Origin of the sequence: Herbaspirillum sp. RTI4, from assembly GCF_034313965.1 — a bacterium.
GTDB lineage: Bacteria > Pseudomonadota > Gammaproteobacteria > Burkholderiales > Burkholderiaceae_D > Herbaspirillum.
The window spans coordinates 420,558-436,981 of record NZ_JAVIWQ010000002.1 but is presented as its reverse complement, the minus strand read 5'-3'; the positions used below and the strand labels follow the sequence as shown (position 1 = coordinate 436,981).

Here is a 16,424-nt window from a genome sequence, read left to right as displayed (position 1 = left end):
TTCATGATGCGTAAATATTTCATTACCGGCCTGCTGATTCTGGTGCCGCTGTCGATCACCCTCTGGGTACTCAATCTGATTATCAGCACCATGGACCAGTCGCTACTGTTGCTGCCGGTAGCCTGGCGGCCGGAAGCGCTGATCGGCTTCCGCATTCCGGGTCTGGGCAGCATTCTGACGCTGCTGATCATTTTCCTGACCGGTTTGCTGGCCCGCAACATCATTGGCCGCCAGGTTCTGATGTTGTGGGAGGGGATACTGAATCGCATCCCGGTCGTCAAATCGATTTACTCCAGCGTCAAGCAAGTCTCCGACACGCTGTTTTCCTCGTCCGGCAATGCCTTCCGTAAGGCGGTCCTGGTGCAGTACCCGCGCGAAGGTTCCTGGACCATCGCCTTTCTGACCGGCGTGCCGGGCGGCGACGTCAAGAATCATCTGCATGGCGACTACATCAGCGTCTACGTGCCGACGACGCCGAATCCGACCTCGGGATTTTTCCTGATGGTGCCGCGGGCCGACACCATCGAACTCAACATGAGCGTCGATGCGGCCTTGAAATACATTGTATCGATGGGCGTGGTCGCGCCAGAAGACAGCATCAGCCTCGACAAAAAAATTATCGTCAGTGCGGACGGTCGGGCGCCGTAATCTTCGCGCTGCCGACACTGCCCTGCCGCATTACCGAATTAGCGAATCATCGAATAACCTGTTACCGGAAAATCATTATGTCCATGCGTTCTCATTACTGCGGCCTCACCACTGAGGCACTTCTGGGTCAAACCGTCAGCCTGTGCGGCTGGGTGCATCGCCGGCGCGACCACGGCGGCGTCATTTTCATCGACCTGCGCGATCGCGAAGGTCTGGTGCAAGTGGTCTGCGACCCGGATCAGGTCGAGGTATTCAAGGAGGCCGAAGCCGTGCGCAACGAGTTTTGTCTGCAAATCGTCGGCGTGGTGCGCTTGCGTCCCGAAGGCACGGTCAATACCGGCCTGAGCTCCGGCAAGATCGAAGTGCTGTGTCAACAGCTCAAGGTACTCAATCCTTCCGTGACGCCGCCGTTCCAGCTGGACGACGACAACCTGTCGGAAACCACCCGTCTGACGCACCGCGTGCTCGACCTGCGCCGTCCGCAAATGCAAAACAATCTGCGCCTGCGCTACAAGGTGGCGATGGAAGTGCGCAAGTTCCTCGACAACCAAGGCTTCATCGATATCGAAACGCCGATGCTGACCAAGTCGACGCCCGAAGGCGCGCGCGATTATCTGGTGCCGTCCCGCGTGAACGCCGGCGCATTTTTCGCCTTGCCGCAATCGCCGCAGTTGTTCAAGCAATTGCTGATGGTGGCCAACTTCGACCGCTATTACCAAATCACCAAATGCTTCCGCGACGAAGACTTGCGCGCCGACCGGCAGCCTGAATTCACGCAGATCGATTGCGAAACCTCCTTCATGAACGAACAGGAAATCCGCGATCTGTTCGAAGGCATGATCCGTCTGGTATTCAAGAACACGCTCAACATCGATCTGCCCGATCCATTCCCTGTCATGGACTTCGCTACGGCGGCAGCGCTGTACGGTTCCGACAAACCAGACATGCGCGTCAAGCTGGAATTCACCGAACTGACGGATGTCATGGCGGATGTCGATTTCAAAGTCTTTTCCGGTGCCGCCACCATGGAAGGCGGCCGCGTTGTCGGCTTGCGTATTCCCGGTGGTGCGGCCATGCCGCGTTCCGAGATCGACGCCTACACCCAGTTCGTCGCCATCTACGGCGCGAAGGGTCTGGCATACATCAAGGTCAATGAAGTCGCCAAGGGGCGCGACGGTCTGCAATCGCCTATCGTCAAAAATTTGCACGATGCGGCGCTGGCAGAAATCCTCGCCCGCACCGGCGCACAGGACGGCGATCTGATTTTCTTCGGCGCCGACAAGATCAAGGTCGTCAACGATGCCATCGGTGCGCTGCGCGTAAAGATCGGTCATAGCGACTTCGGCAAGAAAAACGACTTGCTCGACGACGCCTGGCGTCCACTGTGGATTGTCGACTTCCCGATGTTTGAATACGACGAAGACAATGGCCGCTGGGTCGCGCTGCATCATCCGTTCACTTCGCCTAAAGATGGGCACGAAGATTTCATTTCCACCGATCCTGGAAAAGCCATTGCCAAAGCCTACGATCTGGTTCTCAACGGTTGGGAAATGGGCGGCGGTTCAGTCCGTATCCATCGCGCCGATGTGCAGAGCAAAGTCTTCCGCGCCCTCAATATCGGCGACGAAGAAGCGCAACTGAAATTCGGCTTCCTGCTCGACGCGCTGCAATACGGCGCGCCGCCGCACGGTGGTATCGCGTTTGGTCTGGATCGTCTGGTCACCATGATGGCCGGCGCCGATTCGATCCGCGACGTGATCGCCTTCCCCAAGACCCAGCGCGCCCAGTGTCTGCTGACACAGGCCCCGTCTGAAGTCGACGAAAAGCAATTGCGCGAATTGCATATCCGCCTGCGCAATACCGAAGCCTCCATCAAGGCCTGAGCCTGACCGGGGAGGCGGCGCTGGCGCTGCTTCTCCGATCAATGGTTCCGGCCTCTAGCCTGGTCACACCCCATGGACGTGCAATTCAAAATTCCCGAATCGGTGCTGGTCGTGATTCATACCGCCGCCCTTGAGGTGTTAATGATAGAACGCGCCGGCGAGCGCGGTTTCTGGCAATCGGTGACCGGCTCGAAAGATTTTATCGACGAGCCTCTGCGCGCTACCGCCCTACGCGAAGTAGGGGAAGAAACCGGCCTGCTGGTGGCCGCCGAAGAGGGCGCGCCGGGCCTGCCGCCCAGTCATCTGCGCGACTGGCAGCTGGCCAATGTGTACGAGATCTATCCGGTCTGGCGTCACCGCTATGCGCCGGGCGTTACGCGCAATACCGAACACGTATTCAGTTTGCTGGTGCCGCGCGACATTCCCGTCATTCTCGCGCCGCGCGAGCATGTGCAGTACCGCTGGCTGCCCTATAAGGACGCTGCCGACCTGTGCTTTTCGCCGTCCAATGCAGAAGCGATCCTGCAACTGCCTATGCATCTCTGAGCCCGCCACGGTTGGGTTTGCGTCGTGTCATCTGCTGTTCAATGAACGCTGAGCAAGGTAAGTCATGAAGCTGCGCATTGCTACCTACAACATCCACAAAGGCGTCACCACCTTCCGTGGCCGTCCGCGCATTCACGCGCTCAGGACGGCACTGGTGCAGCTCGATGCGGACATGGTTTTTCTGCAAGAAGTGCAAGGCCGTCACGATCTTCATGCCGTGCGTCATGCGCTGAACTGGCCGCAGGAGAGCCAGCATGAATTCCTGGCCGGGCAGTCGCACTTCTCGGCCTATGGCATGAATGCGGTCTACGACCACGGCCACCACGGCAACGCCTTGTTATCCCGCTTCCCGATTGCCTCGTCGCTCAACCACGATGTGTCCGACCATGCCTATGAATCGCGTGGCATTCTGCATTGCGTGATTACGCTGGACCAGCGCGAAGTGCATTGCTATGTGGTGCATCTGGGCCTGTTCGGCAGCGGTCGGCGGCGCCAGGTGGCGGCGCTGATCGATGCGGTGCAGAACGCTACGCCACCCGATGCTCCAGTGATCATCGCCGGCGATTTCAACGACTGGGGCAATGCGCTCGGGGACCAATTGTGCCAGCGCTTGCAGTTGCGCGAAGTCTTTGACGAGCAGCATGTCAATACCGGCGTGATGGCCTTCCTGCGCAAACTGGGAGGGATGGTGCCCAGACCGACGCCGGCGCGCACCTTCCCCGCAGCCTTGCCCTATCTGCGGCTGGATCGGATCTATCTGCGGGGGTTTCGTATAGAAAGCGCCGAAGTCATGCGCGGGCCGGTCTGGTCTACACTCTCCGACCACGTCCCGATCGTCGCCACCTTGCATATCGAATAAAGGCACGCTGCGGCGGGATACATACCGTCCTTGTACGGGCTTTCCGTAATGCCGTACGGTCTTCCTTTGTGCCGCAACCGACAGGACACTCACACATCGTCATGCGCCACCTTCTCTTTACCTCCGATAACGATATTGCTCTGCTGACCTGCGGGGTGGAATTTTTCCCTGCACTGATCGCGGCCATCGATGCTGCGCAGGCTGAAGTTTTCCTTGAAACCTATATCTTCGATCTGGACGATACCGGCACACAGGTGCGTGACGCCTTGCAGAGAGCCGCCCGCCGCGGCGTCGCAGTGCATGTGGTGACCGACTGGCTCGGCACCGGGCGGCTGCAAAGTGTGCTGCTCAAGCAGCAATTGCAGAGCGCCGGCGTGTTCCACCGCAACTTCAATCCCTGGTTCCGGCGCGGTGTGACGCGCATGCACAGAAAACTGTGCGTGGTGGATAGGGCGATCGGCTTTGCGGGGGGCATCAATATCAACGACGATTATTTTATGGACGATAGTAATCACACCCGTTTGAGCTCCCCTCGCTGGGACTTCGCGGTGCAGATTATCGGGCCGCTGGTGATGGGCATGCACGAAGAAATGCAGGTGCACTGGCAAAGTCTGGGCCCGATGAAATGGCGCACGCGCTGGAAGAATTATCAAAGGATTCGCTCGGCGCTGCCCTTGTCGGTGGAGGGGGACAGCAAGGCGGCGCTGGTGGTGCGCGGCAATTTGCATCACCGACGCACGATAGAGCGCGCTTATTTGCAAGCGCTGGGCCAGTCGCGGGAGTCGGTATTTCTGGTCACGCCCTACTTTGCGCCCGGCCGCAGATTGCGCCGGGCGCTGGAAACGACTGCCCGGCGCGGCGTGGCAGTCACCTTGCTGCTCGGCGTGGGGCAGTTCGCCATGCAGGATGCGGTGGCGCAGTCGTTTTATCCCAAGCTGATGCGCAGCGGCGTGCGCATTTTCGAATATACCCAGACCCAGTTGCACGGGAAGGTGGCGGTGATCGACGATCATTGGGCGACGGTCGGCTCCAGCAATTTCGATGGCCTCAGCCTGTTCGTCAATCAGGAAGCCAATATCGTGGTTGAGGCAGACGATTTCGCCCGCAGCCTGCGCGAAAAAATCGAAGAGGGCCTTGCCGACAGCAACGCCATCAATCTCGAGGCGTTCCGCAATATCCCCTGGCACCAGCGTCTGTGGCATGGCGCGGCCTTCCTCATGTACCGCTTTGCCTTGCGGATCATTACGCTCAATCAGGATCTCGGGTGAAAGGCGGGAGGGGCATTCGCAGCGGACAGGCGTGAAGTGATAAGATCGACGCTCCCCCTATTTTGAGATCAGGAGCCGGTCATGGAAGAAGTCGTTATCGTCGCAGCACAGCGCACCGCCGTTGGTAAATTTGGTGGTGCCTTCTCGAAAATCGCTGCCGCTGATCTCGGCGCGCATGTGATTCGGGGTTTGCTGGCCAAGACTGGTATCAAGCCGGAACAAATCAGCGAAGTGATTCTGGGACAGGTGCTGACTGCTGGCCTTGGTCAGAATCCGGCGCGTCAGGCAACGCTGCGCGCAGGTTTGCCTGACACGGTGCCTGCGTTCGTCGTTGGCAAGGTTTGCGGTAGCGGCCTCAAGGCGATCCATCTGGCAGCGCAGGCGATCAAATGCGGCGATGCCCAAATCGTCATTGCCGGCGGACAAGAAAACATGAGCGCCTCGCCGCATGTGCTCAACAATTCCCGCGACGGCTTCCGCATGGGCGATGCCAAACTGACCGATACGATGATTGTTGACGGCCTGTGGGACTCGTTCAATCAGTACCACATGGGTATTACCGCCGAGAACGTCGCCAAGAAATACGATATCTCGCGCGCACAGCAGGATGAATTTTCAGTCGCTTCTCAAAACAAGGCGGAAGCGGCGCAAAAAGCCGGCAAGTTCAAGGATGAAATCCTGCCCTACGAAATCGTTGGCAAAAAAGGCACGACCGTGGTCGATAGCGATGAGTTCATCAAGCATGGCGTGACCCTTGATGCGCTGGCGAGCTTGCGTCCGGCCTTTGCCAAGGACGGCACGGTCACTGCCGGTAACGCCTCCGGTATCAATGATGGCGCAGCAGCCGTCGTGCTGATGTCGGCGCGACTGGCAGCGGAGCTGGGCTTGCCTGTGCTGGCGCGTATCGCCGCGTATTCATCGGCAGGCGTTGATCCTAGCGTAATGGGCATGGGTCCCGTGCCAGCGTCCCAGTTGTGTCTGAAAAAAGCCGGATGGACTGCGCAAGACCTGGACCTGATGGAAATCAACGAAGCGTTTGCGGCACAAGCGCTGGCGGTCAATCTGCAAATGGGTTGGGATACGTCCAAGATCAACGTCAATGGCGGCGCGATTGCAATCGGCCATCCTATCGGAGCGTCAGGATGCCGTATTCTCGTGACACTGCTGCACGAAATGGCCCGCCGCGACGCTAAACGTGGGCTGGCCAGCCTGTGCATCGGTGGCGGCATGGGTGTGGCGCTGGCCGTTGAACGCGCTTAACACCCACACGCAGGCACGTTCGACGCCATGAGCGATTCGGTACGCATTGATAAATGGCTGTGGGCAGCGCGCTTTTTCAAAACGCGTTCGCTGGCTGCGGCCGCCATCGACGACGGCAAGGTGCGTTTGCACGAGGAACGCATCAAACCGGCGCACAAGCTGCGTATCGACGATAAGTTGCAGATCGACAATGACGGCAATGGCCTGCGCGAAGTGCTGGTGCTGGGCTTGTCCGATCAGCGCGGTGCCGCCAGTATTGCCCAGACCCTGTATGCGGAAAGCGCCGCCAGCATTGCCCGGCGCGAAAAACTGGCCGAGCAGCGACGCTGGTTTCCTGAGCCGGCCGCTGCACTGAAAGGTCGTCCGACCAAGCGCGACCGTCGTTTGCTGGATAAAAGCCTGCCTGAATAGTCGCAATACCAGCTTGCCTTGTAATAGATTTCGCACTTCCTTCCGAAATATTCCGATTTTATTATTTGACATTTATCGAGCAATGAATAATAGTACGACCGTGCGAATTAATTCGGGTCGCTTACTTTTTTTGATATGTTCAGATGATTGCCTTGCCTAGCCACTTACTCGACCACCCTAAACAATTGATGCGCAAAGGGGAGCTCACGCGCGCGGCGATTCTCGATGTCGCGCTAGAGTTATCCAGTCGTGACGGCTTGGAAGGCCTGACTATCGGCGTGCTGGCCGAGAAAATGAAGATGAGCAAATCCGGCGTATTCGCCCACTTCGGTTCGCGTGAGGACTTGCAAATCGAAGTCGTCAGACTGTATCACCAGCGTTTTGAGCAAGAAGTGTTTTACCCCAGTCTGGCAGAAGCGCGCGGTTTGCCCCGGCTGGAAAGCATGTTTACCCGCTGGGTCAAACTGGTTACCGTCGAAATTGCGCTGGGCTGTATCTACATCAGCGGCGCTGTGGAATACGACGACCGTCCGGGAGAAATACGCGATCAGCTAGTCGCCATGGTGCAGGCCTGGCGCACCGCCTTGCACCGCTGCATCCAGCAAGCGATTGACACCGGCGAAGTGAGCCGCGACATCGATATCGGGCAACTGGTGTACGAGTTGTACGGTCTGATCCTGTCGCTGCATCACGACGCACGATTTTTAAAAATACCGGGCAGTGTGGATCGCGCTCAGGCAGGATTCAACCGGCTGATCGCCAGTTACCGCACGCAGCCCAAGCCATCTAAGCAACCTGCAGTCATCGTCACACCAACCGCCGCCAGAGCGGCAATCTGACCCTATAACGAATTCAGGAGATCAACATGCCCCAATACATCGCCCCTTTGCGTGACATGCAATTCGTACTACATGAATTGCTGCAAGCAGAAGACCACCTCAAAGCCCTGCCGGACCACGCGGACACCAACCGCGAACTGATCGATCAGGTGCTCGAAGAAGGGGGCAAGTTCACCTCCGAAGTACTGTTTCCGCTCAATCATTCGGGCGATCAGGAAGGCTGTCACCACGACAAAGTCACCCACGCCGTGACCACGCCCAAAGGCTTCAAAGAAGCCTACAAGCAATTCGTTGATGCCGGCTGGCCGGCACTGTCCTGCGATCCGGAATACGGCGGGCAAGGCTTGCCGATGATCGTCAACAACGCATTGTATGAAATGCTCAATTCCGCCAATCAAGCCTGGACCATGTATCCCGGCCTCACGCATGGTGCCTACGAATGTCTGCACGAACACGGCAGCGAGGAATTGAAAAATATCTACCTGCCCAAACTGGTCAGCGGCGAATGGACCGGCACCATGTGCCTGACCGAACCGCACTGCGGCACCGACCTCGGCATGCTGCGCGCCAAAGCCGAGCCGCAAGCCGATGGCACTTACAAGATCACCGGCGGCAAGATTTTCATCTCGTCCGGCGAACACGACATGAGCCAGAACATCATCCATCTGGTGTTAGCGCGACTGCCCGATGCGCCACAAGGCACCAAGGGCATTTCCCTCTTCGTCGTGCCTAAAAACATCCCCAACCCTGACGGCACGCTCGGCGCACGCAACGCTATCGTCTGCGGCGCGATCGAACACAAAATGGGCATCCACGGCAATTCCACCTGTCAGATGAATCTGGACGGTGCCAGCGGCTGGCTGCTGGGCGAACCGAACAAGGGCCTCAACGCCATGTTCGTCATGATGAATGCCGCGCGTCTCGGCGTCGGCATCCAGTCGCTGGGCCTGACCGAAGTGGCTTACCAGAACGCCCTGATCTACGCCAAAGACCGCTTGCAGATGCGCAGTCTGACCGGCGTCAAGGAGCCAGAGAAAGCCGCCGACCCCATCATCGTGCATCCCGACGTGCGCCGCATGTTGCTCACTGCCAAGGCTTTTGCCGAAGGTGGGCGCGCCATGTCCTATTACGTCGCGCTGCAAATCGACATTGAACTCAATCATCCCGACGAAGAAGTCCGCAAGGAAGCCGCCGATCTGGTCGCCCTGCTCACCCCCTTGTGCAAAGCCTTCGTCACCGACAATGCCTGGATCGCCACCTCGGAAGCCATGCAAGTGTATGGCGGCCACGGCTACATCGCCGAATGGGGCATGGAGCAATACGTGCGCGACGCCCGCATCAACATGATCTACGAAGGTACCAACACCATTCAGTCTCTGGATTTGCTCGGTCGCAAAATCCTGATGGACAACGGTGCCAAACTGAAAAAATTTGGTGCGCTGGTGCAAGCTTTCGTCGAAGACAATGGTGCCGACGAAGCGCTGTCCGAATTCGTCACGCCGCTCGCCGATCTGGGCGACAAAGTCAGCAAGCTGACAATGGAAATCGGCATGAAAGCATTTCAGAACAAAGATGAAGTCGGTGCTGCCGCCGTGCCCTACCTGCGTGTCGTCGGGCATCTGGTGTACTCCTACTTCTTCGCCCGCATGGCAAAAATTGCACTCGAAAAACAGGACGGCGGCGACCGCTTTTACCAATCCAAACTCGCCACCGCACGATTCTATTTTGCCCGCCTGCAACCGGAAACCGCCATGCTGATCCGGCAAGCGCGTTCCGGCGCCTCAAGTCTTATGGCCCCCGACGCCGACCTCTTCTAATAACCTCTGATTAAGCTACTGCGCGGCGCAATCTCAGGGCTGCGATGCTCGTCGTACTCAAGTACGACTGCGCTTCTTACCCTGACCTTGCGCCGCTCGCTACGCTTACTCAGAGGTTCTGACGCTGAGGTGGGGGAGTTGTTGTGCGACGTGGATTAGGGCTGCGATGCTCAGCGTACTTTAAGTACGACTGCGCTTCTTACTCTGGCCTTGCGCTGCCGCTACTTTTTCAGTGGTTCTGATGTTGAGCCAAAGAAACTGTGTGGCGCAATCTCAAAGCTCCTTGCGCCGATCTTAGAAAGTAAGGTCTGACGCGCCTGCGGTACGTTACAGTACTGGCAGGCAGCACTACACGATTCGCTCTATCCGTTCATATCGTTTTCCAGGAGATGCTTGTGTCCAATTTCATTGTTAAAAAAGTTGCCGTGCTGGGTGCGGGTGTGATGGGTGCGCAAATTGCTGCGCATTGCATTAACGCTAAAGTACCCGTCGTGTTGTTCGATTTGCCCGCTAAAGAAGGTTCCAAGAACGGGATCGTTCAGCGCGCTATCGACAACCTTAAAAAACTCAGCCCCGCGCCGCTGGCCGATAAGGACGATGCCGCGCTGATACAGATTGCCAACTACGAAGATGATCTGGGTCTGCTGGCCGGTTGCGATCTCATCATCGAAGCCATTGCCGAGCGCATGGACTGGAAACACGATCTGTACAAGAAAGTCGCACCGCATATTGCCCCCGGGACGATTTTCGCTTCCAATACCTCCGGGTTGTCGATCACGGCATTGTCGGAAGGATTCAATGCGGAACTGAAAACGCATTTCTGCGGCATTCATTTCTTCAATCCGCCGCGCTACATGCATCTGGTCGAGTTGATCCCGACCGCCTCCACCCAAGCCGATATTCTTGACAAGCTCGAAGCCTTCATCACCACCACGCTTGGCAAGGGCGTGGTGCGGGCTAAGGACACACCGAACTTCATCGCCAATCGCGTCGGGGTATTCAGTATTCTGGCCACCGTCATTGAGGCGGATAAATACGGCTTGTCGGTCGATGTGGTCGATGACCTGACGGGTGCCAAGCTGGGCCGCTCCAAGTCAGGCACATTCCGCACTGCCGATGTGGTCGGGCTGGACACCATGGGGCATGTGATTAAAACCATGCAAGACACGCTGCAAGACGATCCGTTTTTCAGCAGCTACGCCACGCCGCCGCTGCTCGCCAAGCTGGTCGCGCAAGGTGCGTTGGGTCAAAAAAGCGGCGCAGGGTATTACAAAAAAGTGGGCAAGGATATTTTGCGGATTGACGCTGCCAAGGGCGACTACGTTGCCGGCGGCGGCAAGGCCGATGACATCATCGCCCGCATCCTGAAAGACAAGGACCCGGTCAAGCGCATGAAAGCGCTGCGCGAATCGACTAATCCGCAAGGCCAGTTCCTGTGGGCCATTTACCGCGATGCCTTCCACTATATTGCCGTCCATCTGGAATCGATTGCCGACAATGCGCGCGATATCGATTTCGCCATTCGCTGGGGTTTCGGCTGGAATGTCGGGCCGTTTGAAACCTGGCAAGCGGCCGGCTGGCAGCAGATCGCGACCTGGGTCAAGGAAGATATCGACGCCGGCAAGGCCTTGTCGACGGCACCCTTGCCTGACTGGGTCTTTGACGGTCGCACCGGGGTGCATGGCGTGGAAGGTTCATGGTCGCCGGCAACCAAGAGCAACGCGCCGCGTTCGACTCTGCCGGTGTATGAGCGGCAGATATTCCGCTCCACGCTGATCGGAGAAAATGCTGCCGATGGCAAAACGGCCGGCGTCACCTTCTTTGAAGACGAAGCCGTGCGTATCTGGCATCAGAACGATGATGTGCTGATTCTGTCGTTCAAGACCAAGATGCATGTGATCGGGCAGGAAGTGGTCAACGGTTTGAGCAAGGCGCTGGCGGAAGCGGAACGCAATTTCAAGGGACTGGTGATCTGGCAAACCGATGCGGCGGAAGGCGGTGCTTTTTCCGCCGGTGCCGATTTGCAATCGATGTTGCCGCTGTTCATGTCCGGCGGCGTCAAGGCCATCGAACCGGCCGTGGCGCAATTGCAGCAGGCGCATCAGGCGCTCAAGTACGCCAACATTCCGGTGGTCGCCGCGGTGGCCGGGCTGGCGCTGGGCGGCGGTTGCGAATTGTTGTTGCATGCGTCGAAGCGGGTGGTGGCGCTGGAATCGTATATCGGTCTGGTCGAGGTCGGCGTCGGTTTGATTCCGGCGGGTGGCGGCTTGAAGGAGGCGGCGCTGCGCGCAGCAACGCAAGCGAAAGGCAACGACATACTGCAATTTCTGAAGGACTACTTCCTGGCCGCCGCGACCGCCAGTGTGTCCAAGTCGGCGCATGAAGCGCGTCAGTTGGGCTATCTGAAAGCCGATGACGTCATCGTCTTCAATGCTTACGAATTGCTACATGTTGCCAAGGTGCAGGCACGCGCCATGTTCGATGCGGGTTATCGTCCTGCGCTGGCACCGCAGATACCGGTGGTCGGTCGGCATGGCGTCGCCACCATTACTGCGCAGCTGGTCAATATGCGCGATGGCGGATTTATTTCAGCGCATGATTTCAAGCTCGGCCAGATGATTGCCGAGATTGTCAGCGGCGGGCAAGTCGAAGCGGGCAGTCTGGTCACAGAACAGTGGCTGCTTGATCTGGAACGCAAGGCCTTCATGGAGTTGCTCAACCATCCGAAAACGCAGGAACGCATCATGGGCATGATGCAAACCGGCAAGCCGGTACGTAATTAAAGAGACGCTGATGAAGTGACGGCGCGGGCAGTGTTCGCGCCGCTTGATTCCACACTGGACGCCACACTTAATCGAACGCTTCATCGGACGTTTTCTTCACCCTAAGCAAGTACGCCAATTATTCGAGGATTGACCATGAGCAAACAACTTCAAGAAGCCTATATCGTTGCAGCGACCCGCACACCGATCGGCAAGGCACCGCGCGGCATGTACAAAAATATGCGTCCCGACGATCTGTTGGTACGCGCTATCCAATCGGCGCTGTCACAGGTGCCGGAGCTGGATCGGGCATTGATCGAGGACGCCATCGTCGGCTGTTCCTTCCCCGAGGGTGCGCAGGGCCTGAACATGGCGCGCAACGCGGTGCTGCTGGCCGGTTTGCCCAATACCGTGGGCGGCGTGACTGTCAACCGTTTCTGCGCTTCCGGCCTGACGGCCATCGCCATGGCTGCCGACCGTATTCGTGTCGGTGAGTCGGATGTCATGATCGCGGCCGGTGCGGAGTCGATGTCGATGGTGCCGATGATGGGTTTCCATCCGTCCATCAACATGGATAGCTTCAAGGATGAAAACATCGGCATGGCCTATGGCATGGGTCTGACGGCGGAAAAAGTCGCGCAGCAATGGAAAGTGTCGCGGGACGCGCAGGACGCGTTTGCGTTGGCGTCACACCAGAAAGCGATTGCCGCGCAACTGGCGGGGCAGTTCAGCGATGAAATGACCTCGGTCGAGATCATCGAACGCTTTCCGAATCTGGCCAGCGGTCAGATCGACATCCAGACCCGCAGCGTCCATCTGGATGAGGGGCCGCGTGCGGAATCCACGCTGGCGGCGTTGGCCAAGCTCAAGCCGGTATTCGCGGCCAAGGGCAGTGTGACGGCGGGCAATAGTTCGCAGACTTCCGACGGTGCCGGCGCGCTGATTTTAGTCAGCGAAAAAATCCTCAAGCAATTCAACCTCAAGCCGCTGGCGCGGTTTGTGTCGTTTGCCGTGCGCGGCGTGCCACCGGAAATCATGGGAATCGGCCCTAAGGAAGCGATTCCGGCCGCGTTGCGCGCCGCTGGTCTGACGCAAGACCAGATGGACTGGATCGAACTTAACGAGGCATTTGCCGCACAGGCATTGGCAGTGATTCAGGATCTCGGTCTTGATCCGTCTAAAGTTAATCCTATGGGGGGCGCAATTGCGCTGGGTCATCCGCTGGGCGCAACCGGTGCGATTCGTGCCGCCACCACTATTCATGCGCTGCGCCGTAACAATCTCAAGTACGGTATGGTGACCATGTGCGTCGGTACGGGCATGGGCGCAGCCGGTATTTTCGAGCGGATGTAAATTGCCGCTGGCAACAGTCTGGGCCGCATCGCGATACGCCATGCGGCCTTTTATTTGTGCAAAATTCGCCCGACAGTGGCGATCGACGGAGACAGTAAAACAATGGAAATTCTGACCAAGATCGAACATGGCATTCTCACCATCACCTTTAATCGTGAAGAGAAAAAGAATGCGCTGACAGCGCCCATGTATAGCACTATCGCCGATGCGCTGGACGATGCCGAGACCAATCCGGCGGTACGCGTCATTTTGATTACAGGCACCGCCACAGTATTCACTGCGGGGAACGATCTGGAAGAGTTTTTGAAAAATCCGCCGGTGCAGTCAGATGCGCCGGTATTCCGGTTTTTGCGCAGCATCACCCACGCCGCCAAGCCGATTGTGGCGGCTGTTGCCGGTAATGCGGTGGGGGTCGGCACCACGATGCTATTGCATTGCGATCTGGTCTACGCCGCCGACAACGCCCGCTTTGCTTTGCCATTCACGCAGCTCGGCCTGTGCCCGGAAGCGGGGTCGTCGCTCTTGTTGCCGATGTTGTGCGGCTACCAGCGTGCCGCTGAAAAATTATTATTGGGCGAGGCGTTCTCGGCCAATGAAGCTTTGCAGATGGGCTTGGTCAACAAGATCGTGCCGGTCGCTGAACTGCTGCCACTGGCGCTGGCGCAGGCGGCCAAATTGGCGGCATTGCCACCGGCGTCGATCCGCATCACCAAGCAACTGATGAAGCAGGCGCACACGGCATCGGTCGATACGCGCATTGCGGCTGAGGTAGAGCAGTTCGGCGCGATGCTGAGTCAACCGGCGGCGCGGGAAGCTTTTGGTGCATTCCTGGAAAAGCGCAAGCCGGACTTCTCGCAACTGTCTTAGCAGTAGGGGTTGCCGTTCTCGGGCGGGGATAGGGTATGATATTTTTCCCTTGGAAACCAAGGAATCCACCCACCTCGCAGGAGACACGCACGCCGCCCACGCGGCGGCTGCAAAAATAAGAATGATCAAAACAAAAATAGGATTTTACGGCGACGACTTTACCGGCGCGTCGGACAATGCGGCGCAATATCATCGTCACGGCTTGCGTACGTTGCTGTATTTTTCCAATCCTGAACCGGCGGCCTTGCGCCAAGCCGCTGCGGAATATGACGTCATCGGCGTGGCGGGTACCGCACGTTCGATGAATGTGGTGGACATGGCGGCGGAAGTGCTGCCCGTGTTGCGCAGTTTTCAGCAACTGCAGTTACCGTTAATTCAATACAAATGCTGCTCCACGCTCGATTCCACGCCGTCCATTGGCAGTCTGGGCGAAGCGGCGCGGCTCATGCGGTCGGTATGGCCGGACAGCCATGTACCTGTGCTTGCCGCTGCGCCGGAATTCGGCCGCTACACTTTGTTCGGCAATCATTTTGCACGGGCCAAAGACGGCATTTATCGCCTGGATCGCCATCCGACCATGTCGCGCCATCCGGTTACGCCGATGAGTCAAGCGGATATCCGCTTGCTGCTTCAGTCGCAAGGTTTCGATGTGGCGCGGCTGGTCGATTTGCCGGAGCTGGATCAGTGGCAGTCCGATCCCGCCGGATTGGGGCGTCAGCTGGCGCAAGAGTCGGACACCGCGGTGTTCGATACCTATTCGGAACAGCAATTGACGACGGCTGCCGGCAGCATTTGGGAGCTGGCGCAGCAAAGGCAGGTAACGGCGGTGGCCGCGCAAGGCTTTGCTTTCGGCGTCGGCAATTATCTGAAAAATAAAGTGGGCCAACAGGCCGCTAGTGCGCCTCAGCATTTGGCGGCTTGTGAAAAAATACTCGTGGTATCGGGCAGTTGCTCGCCGCAATCGGCCGCACAGATCGACTGGGCCGAGCAAGCCGGATTCGAATGCCTGCGTATTTCCGTTGATGTGGTGCTGAGGCAGGAGTCGGATGGGAGTGCGTTGTCCGCCATCGAAAATCAGGTCGTCGCGGCATTGCAGCGTGGCCGCAGCGTGGTGGTGTATACGGCGCGGGGACTGGACGATCCTTCTCTGGAACCAAGCCGCATCAAGCTGGAGCGACTGGGCATAGGCGCAGCGGAATTGGCGAACCGGTTCGGGGCACTGTATGCCCGGCTGTTGCGTGCGGCGATAGAGCGTGCCGGTGTGCGCCGATTGGTGGTTGCCGGGGGCGACTCTTCCAGTTTCACGATGCGTCATCTGGGCGCGCGCGCGCTGGCGGTACATGCCAGCCATTATGCGCAAAACGCCCATTTCTGCCGCATTCTGGCGGACGATGCCGTGGTCGATGGCGTGCAAGTTTTGCTCAAGGGCGGACAGGTCGGCAGCGATGCGCTGTACGGTCTGGCGCGGGACGGTTTTACTTTGGGCGCTTGATCTGAACGTGCTGATAAAAACGGTTCTCTGAGCGAAGCCGCTTGCCGACGTCTGATGCGGGGTTTTGTATCTCCTTGTTTTTCAGTCCAGTGCGAAAGAAAAGCGCTGTGCGATTCTCTGTTGGTATTTCAGAAATGTTGTCGCAAGACAGGTGTGCGAGGCGTATTTCGACTAGAAAAATCTCCTCTATTCCACTTAAAAAATGGTGAACCCCCCTGTTTTTCTACTGCGCAGAGGCTACTCGCATGCTATAAATTGCGAGTGCATTCTGCGATACAAATAGAAATTGTAAAACCCTAAAAATAGTTTCGGCAGACTCCCGGAACAGCGGTGTTTTATATGGATTTCCGACGGTGAAATTGTCGATGAATAACTGGAGTTACCCGGCATAGGTACCAAGGCGGATGATCGGTGCTTGT

General features: G+C 57.9%; 13 protein-coding genes. All 13 read left to right on the top strand.

The annotated features are described in order from the left end of the window. The first annotated feature begins 6 nt into the window (after nucleotides 1-6). The 13 genes from RGU70_RS02140 to RGU70_RS02080 all read left to right on the top strand — a co-directional run bounded on the left by RGU70_RS02140 (nucleotide 7) and on the right by RGU70_RS02080 (nucleotide 16,005). A complete protein-coding gene (locus tag RGU70_RS02140; protein WP_322210681.1) occupies nucleotides 7-648 on the top strand; it encodes a DUF502 domain-containing protein in 642 nt (213 codons plus the stop codon). Nucleotides 649-725: 77 nt separating this feature from the next. Then, complete coding sequence (aspS, locus tag RGU70_RS02135) at nucleotides 726-2,531, top strand: aspartate--tRNA ligase (protein ID WP_322207768.1); 1,806 nt, start codon at nucleotides 726-728, stop codon at nucleotides 2,529-2,531. Nucleotides 2,532-2,603: 72 nt separating this feature from the next. After that, nucleotides 2,604-3,077 (top strand): dihydroneopterin triphosphate diphosphatase, encoded by a 474-nt coding sequence (nudB, locus tag RGU70_RS02130; RefSeq protein WP_322207767.1) that lies wholly within the window; start codon nucleotides 2,604-2,606, stop codon nucleotides 3,075-3,077. Nucleotides 3,078-3,141: 64 nt separating this feature from the next. Beyond that, nucleotides 3,142-3,936 carry an endonuclease/exonuclease/phosphatase family protein gene (locus RGU70_RS02125; protein ID WP_322207766.1) on the top strand — a complete coding sequence of 265 codons (795 nt, stop codon included), beginning with the start codon at nucleotides 3,142-3,144 and terminating at the stop codon, nucleotides 3,934-3,936. Nucleotides 3,937-4,037: 101 nt separating this feature from the next. Further along, nucleotides 4,038-5,204 (top strand): cardiolipin synthase ClsB, encoded by a 1,167-nt coding sequence (gene clsB, locus RGU70_RS02120; RefSeq protein ID WP_322207765.1) that lies wholly within the window; start codon nucleotides 4,038-4,040, stop codon nucleotides 5,202-5,204. 81 nt (nucleotides 5,205-5,285) lie between these two features. Then, nucleotides 5,286-6,464 (top strand): acetyl-CoA C-acetyltransferase, encoded by a 1,179-nt coding sequence (locus RGU70_RS02115; protein WP_322207764.1) that lies wholly within the window; start codon nucleotides 5,286-5,288, stop codon nucleotides 6,462-6,464. 27 nt (nucleotides 6,465-6,491) lie between these two features. Continuing rightward, entirely contained in the window at nucleotides 6,492-6,875 is a 384-nt protein-coding gene (locus tag RGU70_RS02110) for an RNA-binding S4 domain-containing protein (RefSeq protein ID WP_322207763.1), read from the top strand. Nucleotides 6,876-7,018: 143 nt separating this feature from the next. Further along, complete coding sequence (locus RGU70_RS02105; RefSeq protein WP_416186469.1) at nucleotides 7,019-7,714, top strand: TetR/AcrR family transcriptional regulator; 696 nt, start codon at nucleotides 7,019-7,021, stop codon at nucleotides 7,712-7,714. A 26-nt stretch (nucleotides 7,715-7,740) separates the two neighbouring features. Then, nucleotides 7,741-9,531, top strand: a complete 1,791-nt coding sequence (locus tag RGU70_RS02100; protein WP_322207762.1) for an acyl-CoA dehydrogenase C-terminal domain-containing protein — start codon at nucleotides 7,741-7,743, stop codon at nucleotides 9,529-9,531. 395 nt (nucleotides 9,532-9,926) lie between these two features. Next, nucleotides 9,927-12,314, top strand: a complete 2,388-nt coding sequence (locus RGU70_RS02095; RefSeq protein ID WP_322207761.1) for a 3-hydroxyacyl-CoA dehydrogenase/enoyl-CoA hydratase family protein — start codon at nucleotides 9,927-9,929, stop codon at nucleotides 12,312-12,314. A gap of 135 nt (nucleotides 12,315-12,449) precedes the next feature. After that, on the top strand, nucleotides 12,450-13,646 hold the full coding sequence (locus RGU70_RS02090; RefSeq protein WP_322207760.1) for an acetyl-CoA C-acyltransferase: 1,197 nt from the start codon (nucleotides 12,450-12,452) through the stop codon (nucleotides 13,644-13,646). Between the two features lie 102 nt (nucleotides 13,647-13,748). Next, nucleotides 13,749-14,513: an enoyl-CoA hydratase gene (locus RGU70_RS02085; protein WP_322207759.1), complete on the top strand. Its 765-nt coding sequence runs from the start codon at nucleotides 13,749-13,751 to the stop codon at nucleotides 14,511-14,513. Between the two features lie 121 nt (nucleotides 14,514-14,634). Then, nucleotides 14,635-16,005, top strand: a complete 1,371-nt coding sequence (locus tag RGU70_RS02080) for a four-carbon acid sugar kinase family protein (RefSeq protein WP_322207758.1) — start codon at nucleotides 14,635-14,637, stop codon at nucleotides 16,003-16,005. The last annotated feature ends 419 nt before the right edge of the window (nucleotides 16,006-16,424 follow it).

Excerpts from the sequence above, each read along its gene's own strand:
- RGU70_RS02140 (WP_322210681.1), top strand. The coding sequence starts at position 7 with ATGCGTAAATATTTCATTACCGGCCTGCTGATTCTGGTGCCGCTGTCG.
- aspS (WP_322207768.1), top strand. The coding sequence starts at position 726 with ATGTCCATGCGTTCTCATTACTGCGGCCTCACCACTGAGGCACTTCTG.
- nudB (WP_322207767.1), top strand. The coding sequence starts at position 2,604 with ATGGACGTGCAATTCAAAATTCCCGAATCGGTGCTGGTCGTGATTCAT.
- RGU70_RS02125 (WP_322207766.1), top strand. The coding sequence starts at position 3,142 with ATGAAGCTGCGCATTGCTACCTACAACATCCACAAAGGCGTCACCACC.
- clsB (WP_322207765.1), top strand. The coding sequence starts at position 4,038 with ATGCGCCACCTTCTCTTTACCTCCGATAACGATATTGCTCTGCTGACC.
- RGU70_RS02115 (WP_322207764.1), top strand. The coding sequence starts at position 5,286 with ATGGAAGAAGTCGTTATCGTCGCAGCACAGCGCACCGCCGTTGGTAAA.
- RGU70_RS02110 (WP_322207763.1), top strand. The coding sequence starts at position 6,492 with ATGAGCGATTCGGTACGCATTGATAAATGGCTGTGGGCAGCGCGCTTT.
- RGU70_RS02105 (WP_416186469.1), top strand. The coding sequence starts at position 7,019 with ATGATTGCCTTGCCTAGCCACTTACTCGACCACCCTAAACAATTGATG.
- RGU70_RS02100 (WP_322207762.1), top strand. The coding sequence starts at position 7,741 with ATGCCCCAATACATCGCCCCTTTGCGTGACATGCAATTCGTACTACAT.
- RGU70_RS02090 (WP_322207760.1), top strand. The coding sequence starts at position 12,450 with ATGAGCAAACAACTTCAAGAAGCCTATATCGTTGCAGCGACCCGCACA.
- RGU70_RS02085 (WP_322207759.1), top strand. The coding sequence starts at position 13,749 with ATGGAAATTCTGACCAAGATCGAACATGGCATTCTCACCATCACCTTT.
- RGU70_RS02080 (WP_322207758.1), top strand. The coding sequence starts at position 14,635 with ATGATCAAAACAAAAATAGGATTTTACGGCGACGACTTTACCGGCGCG.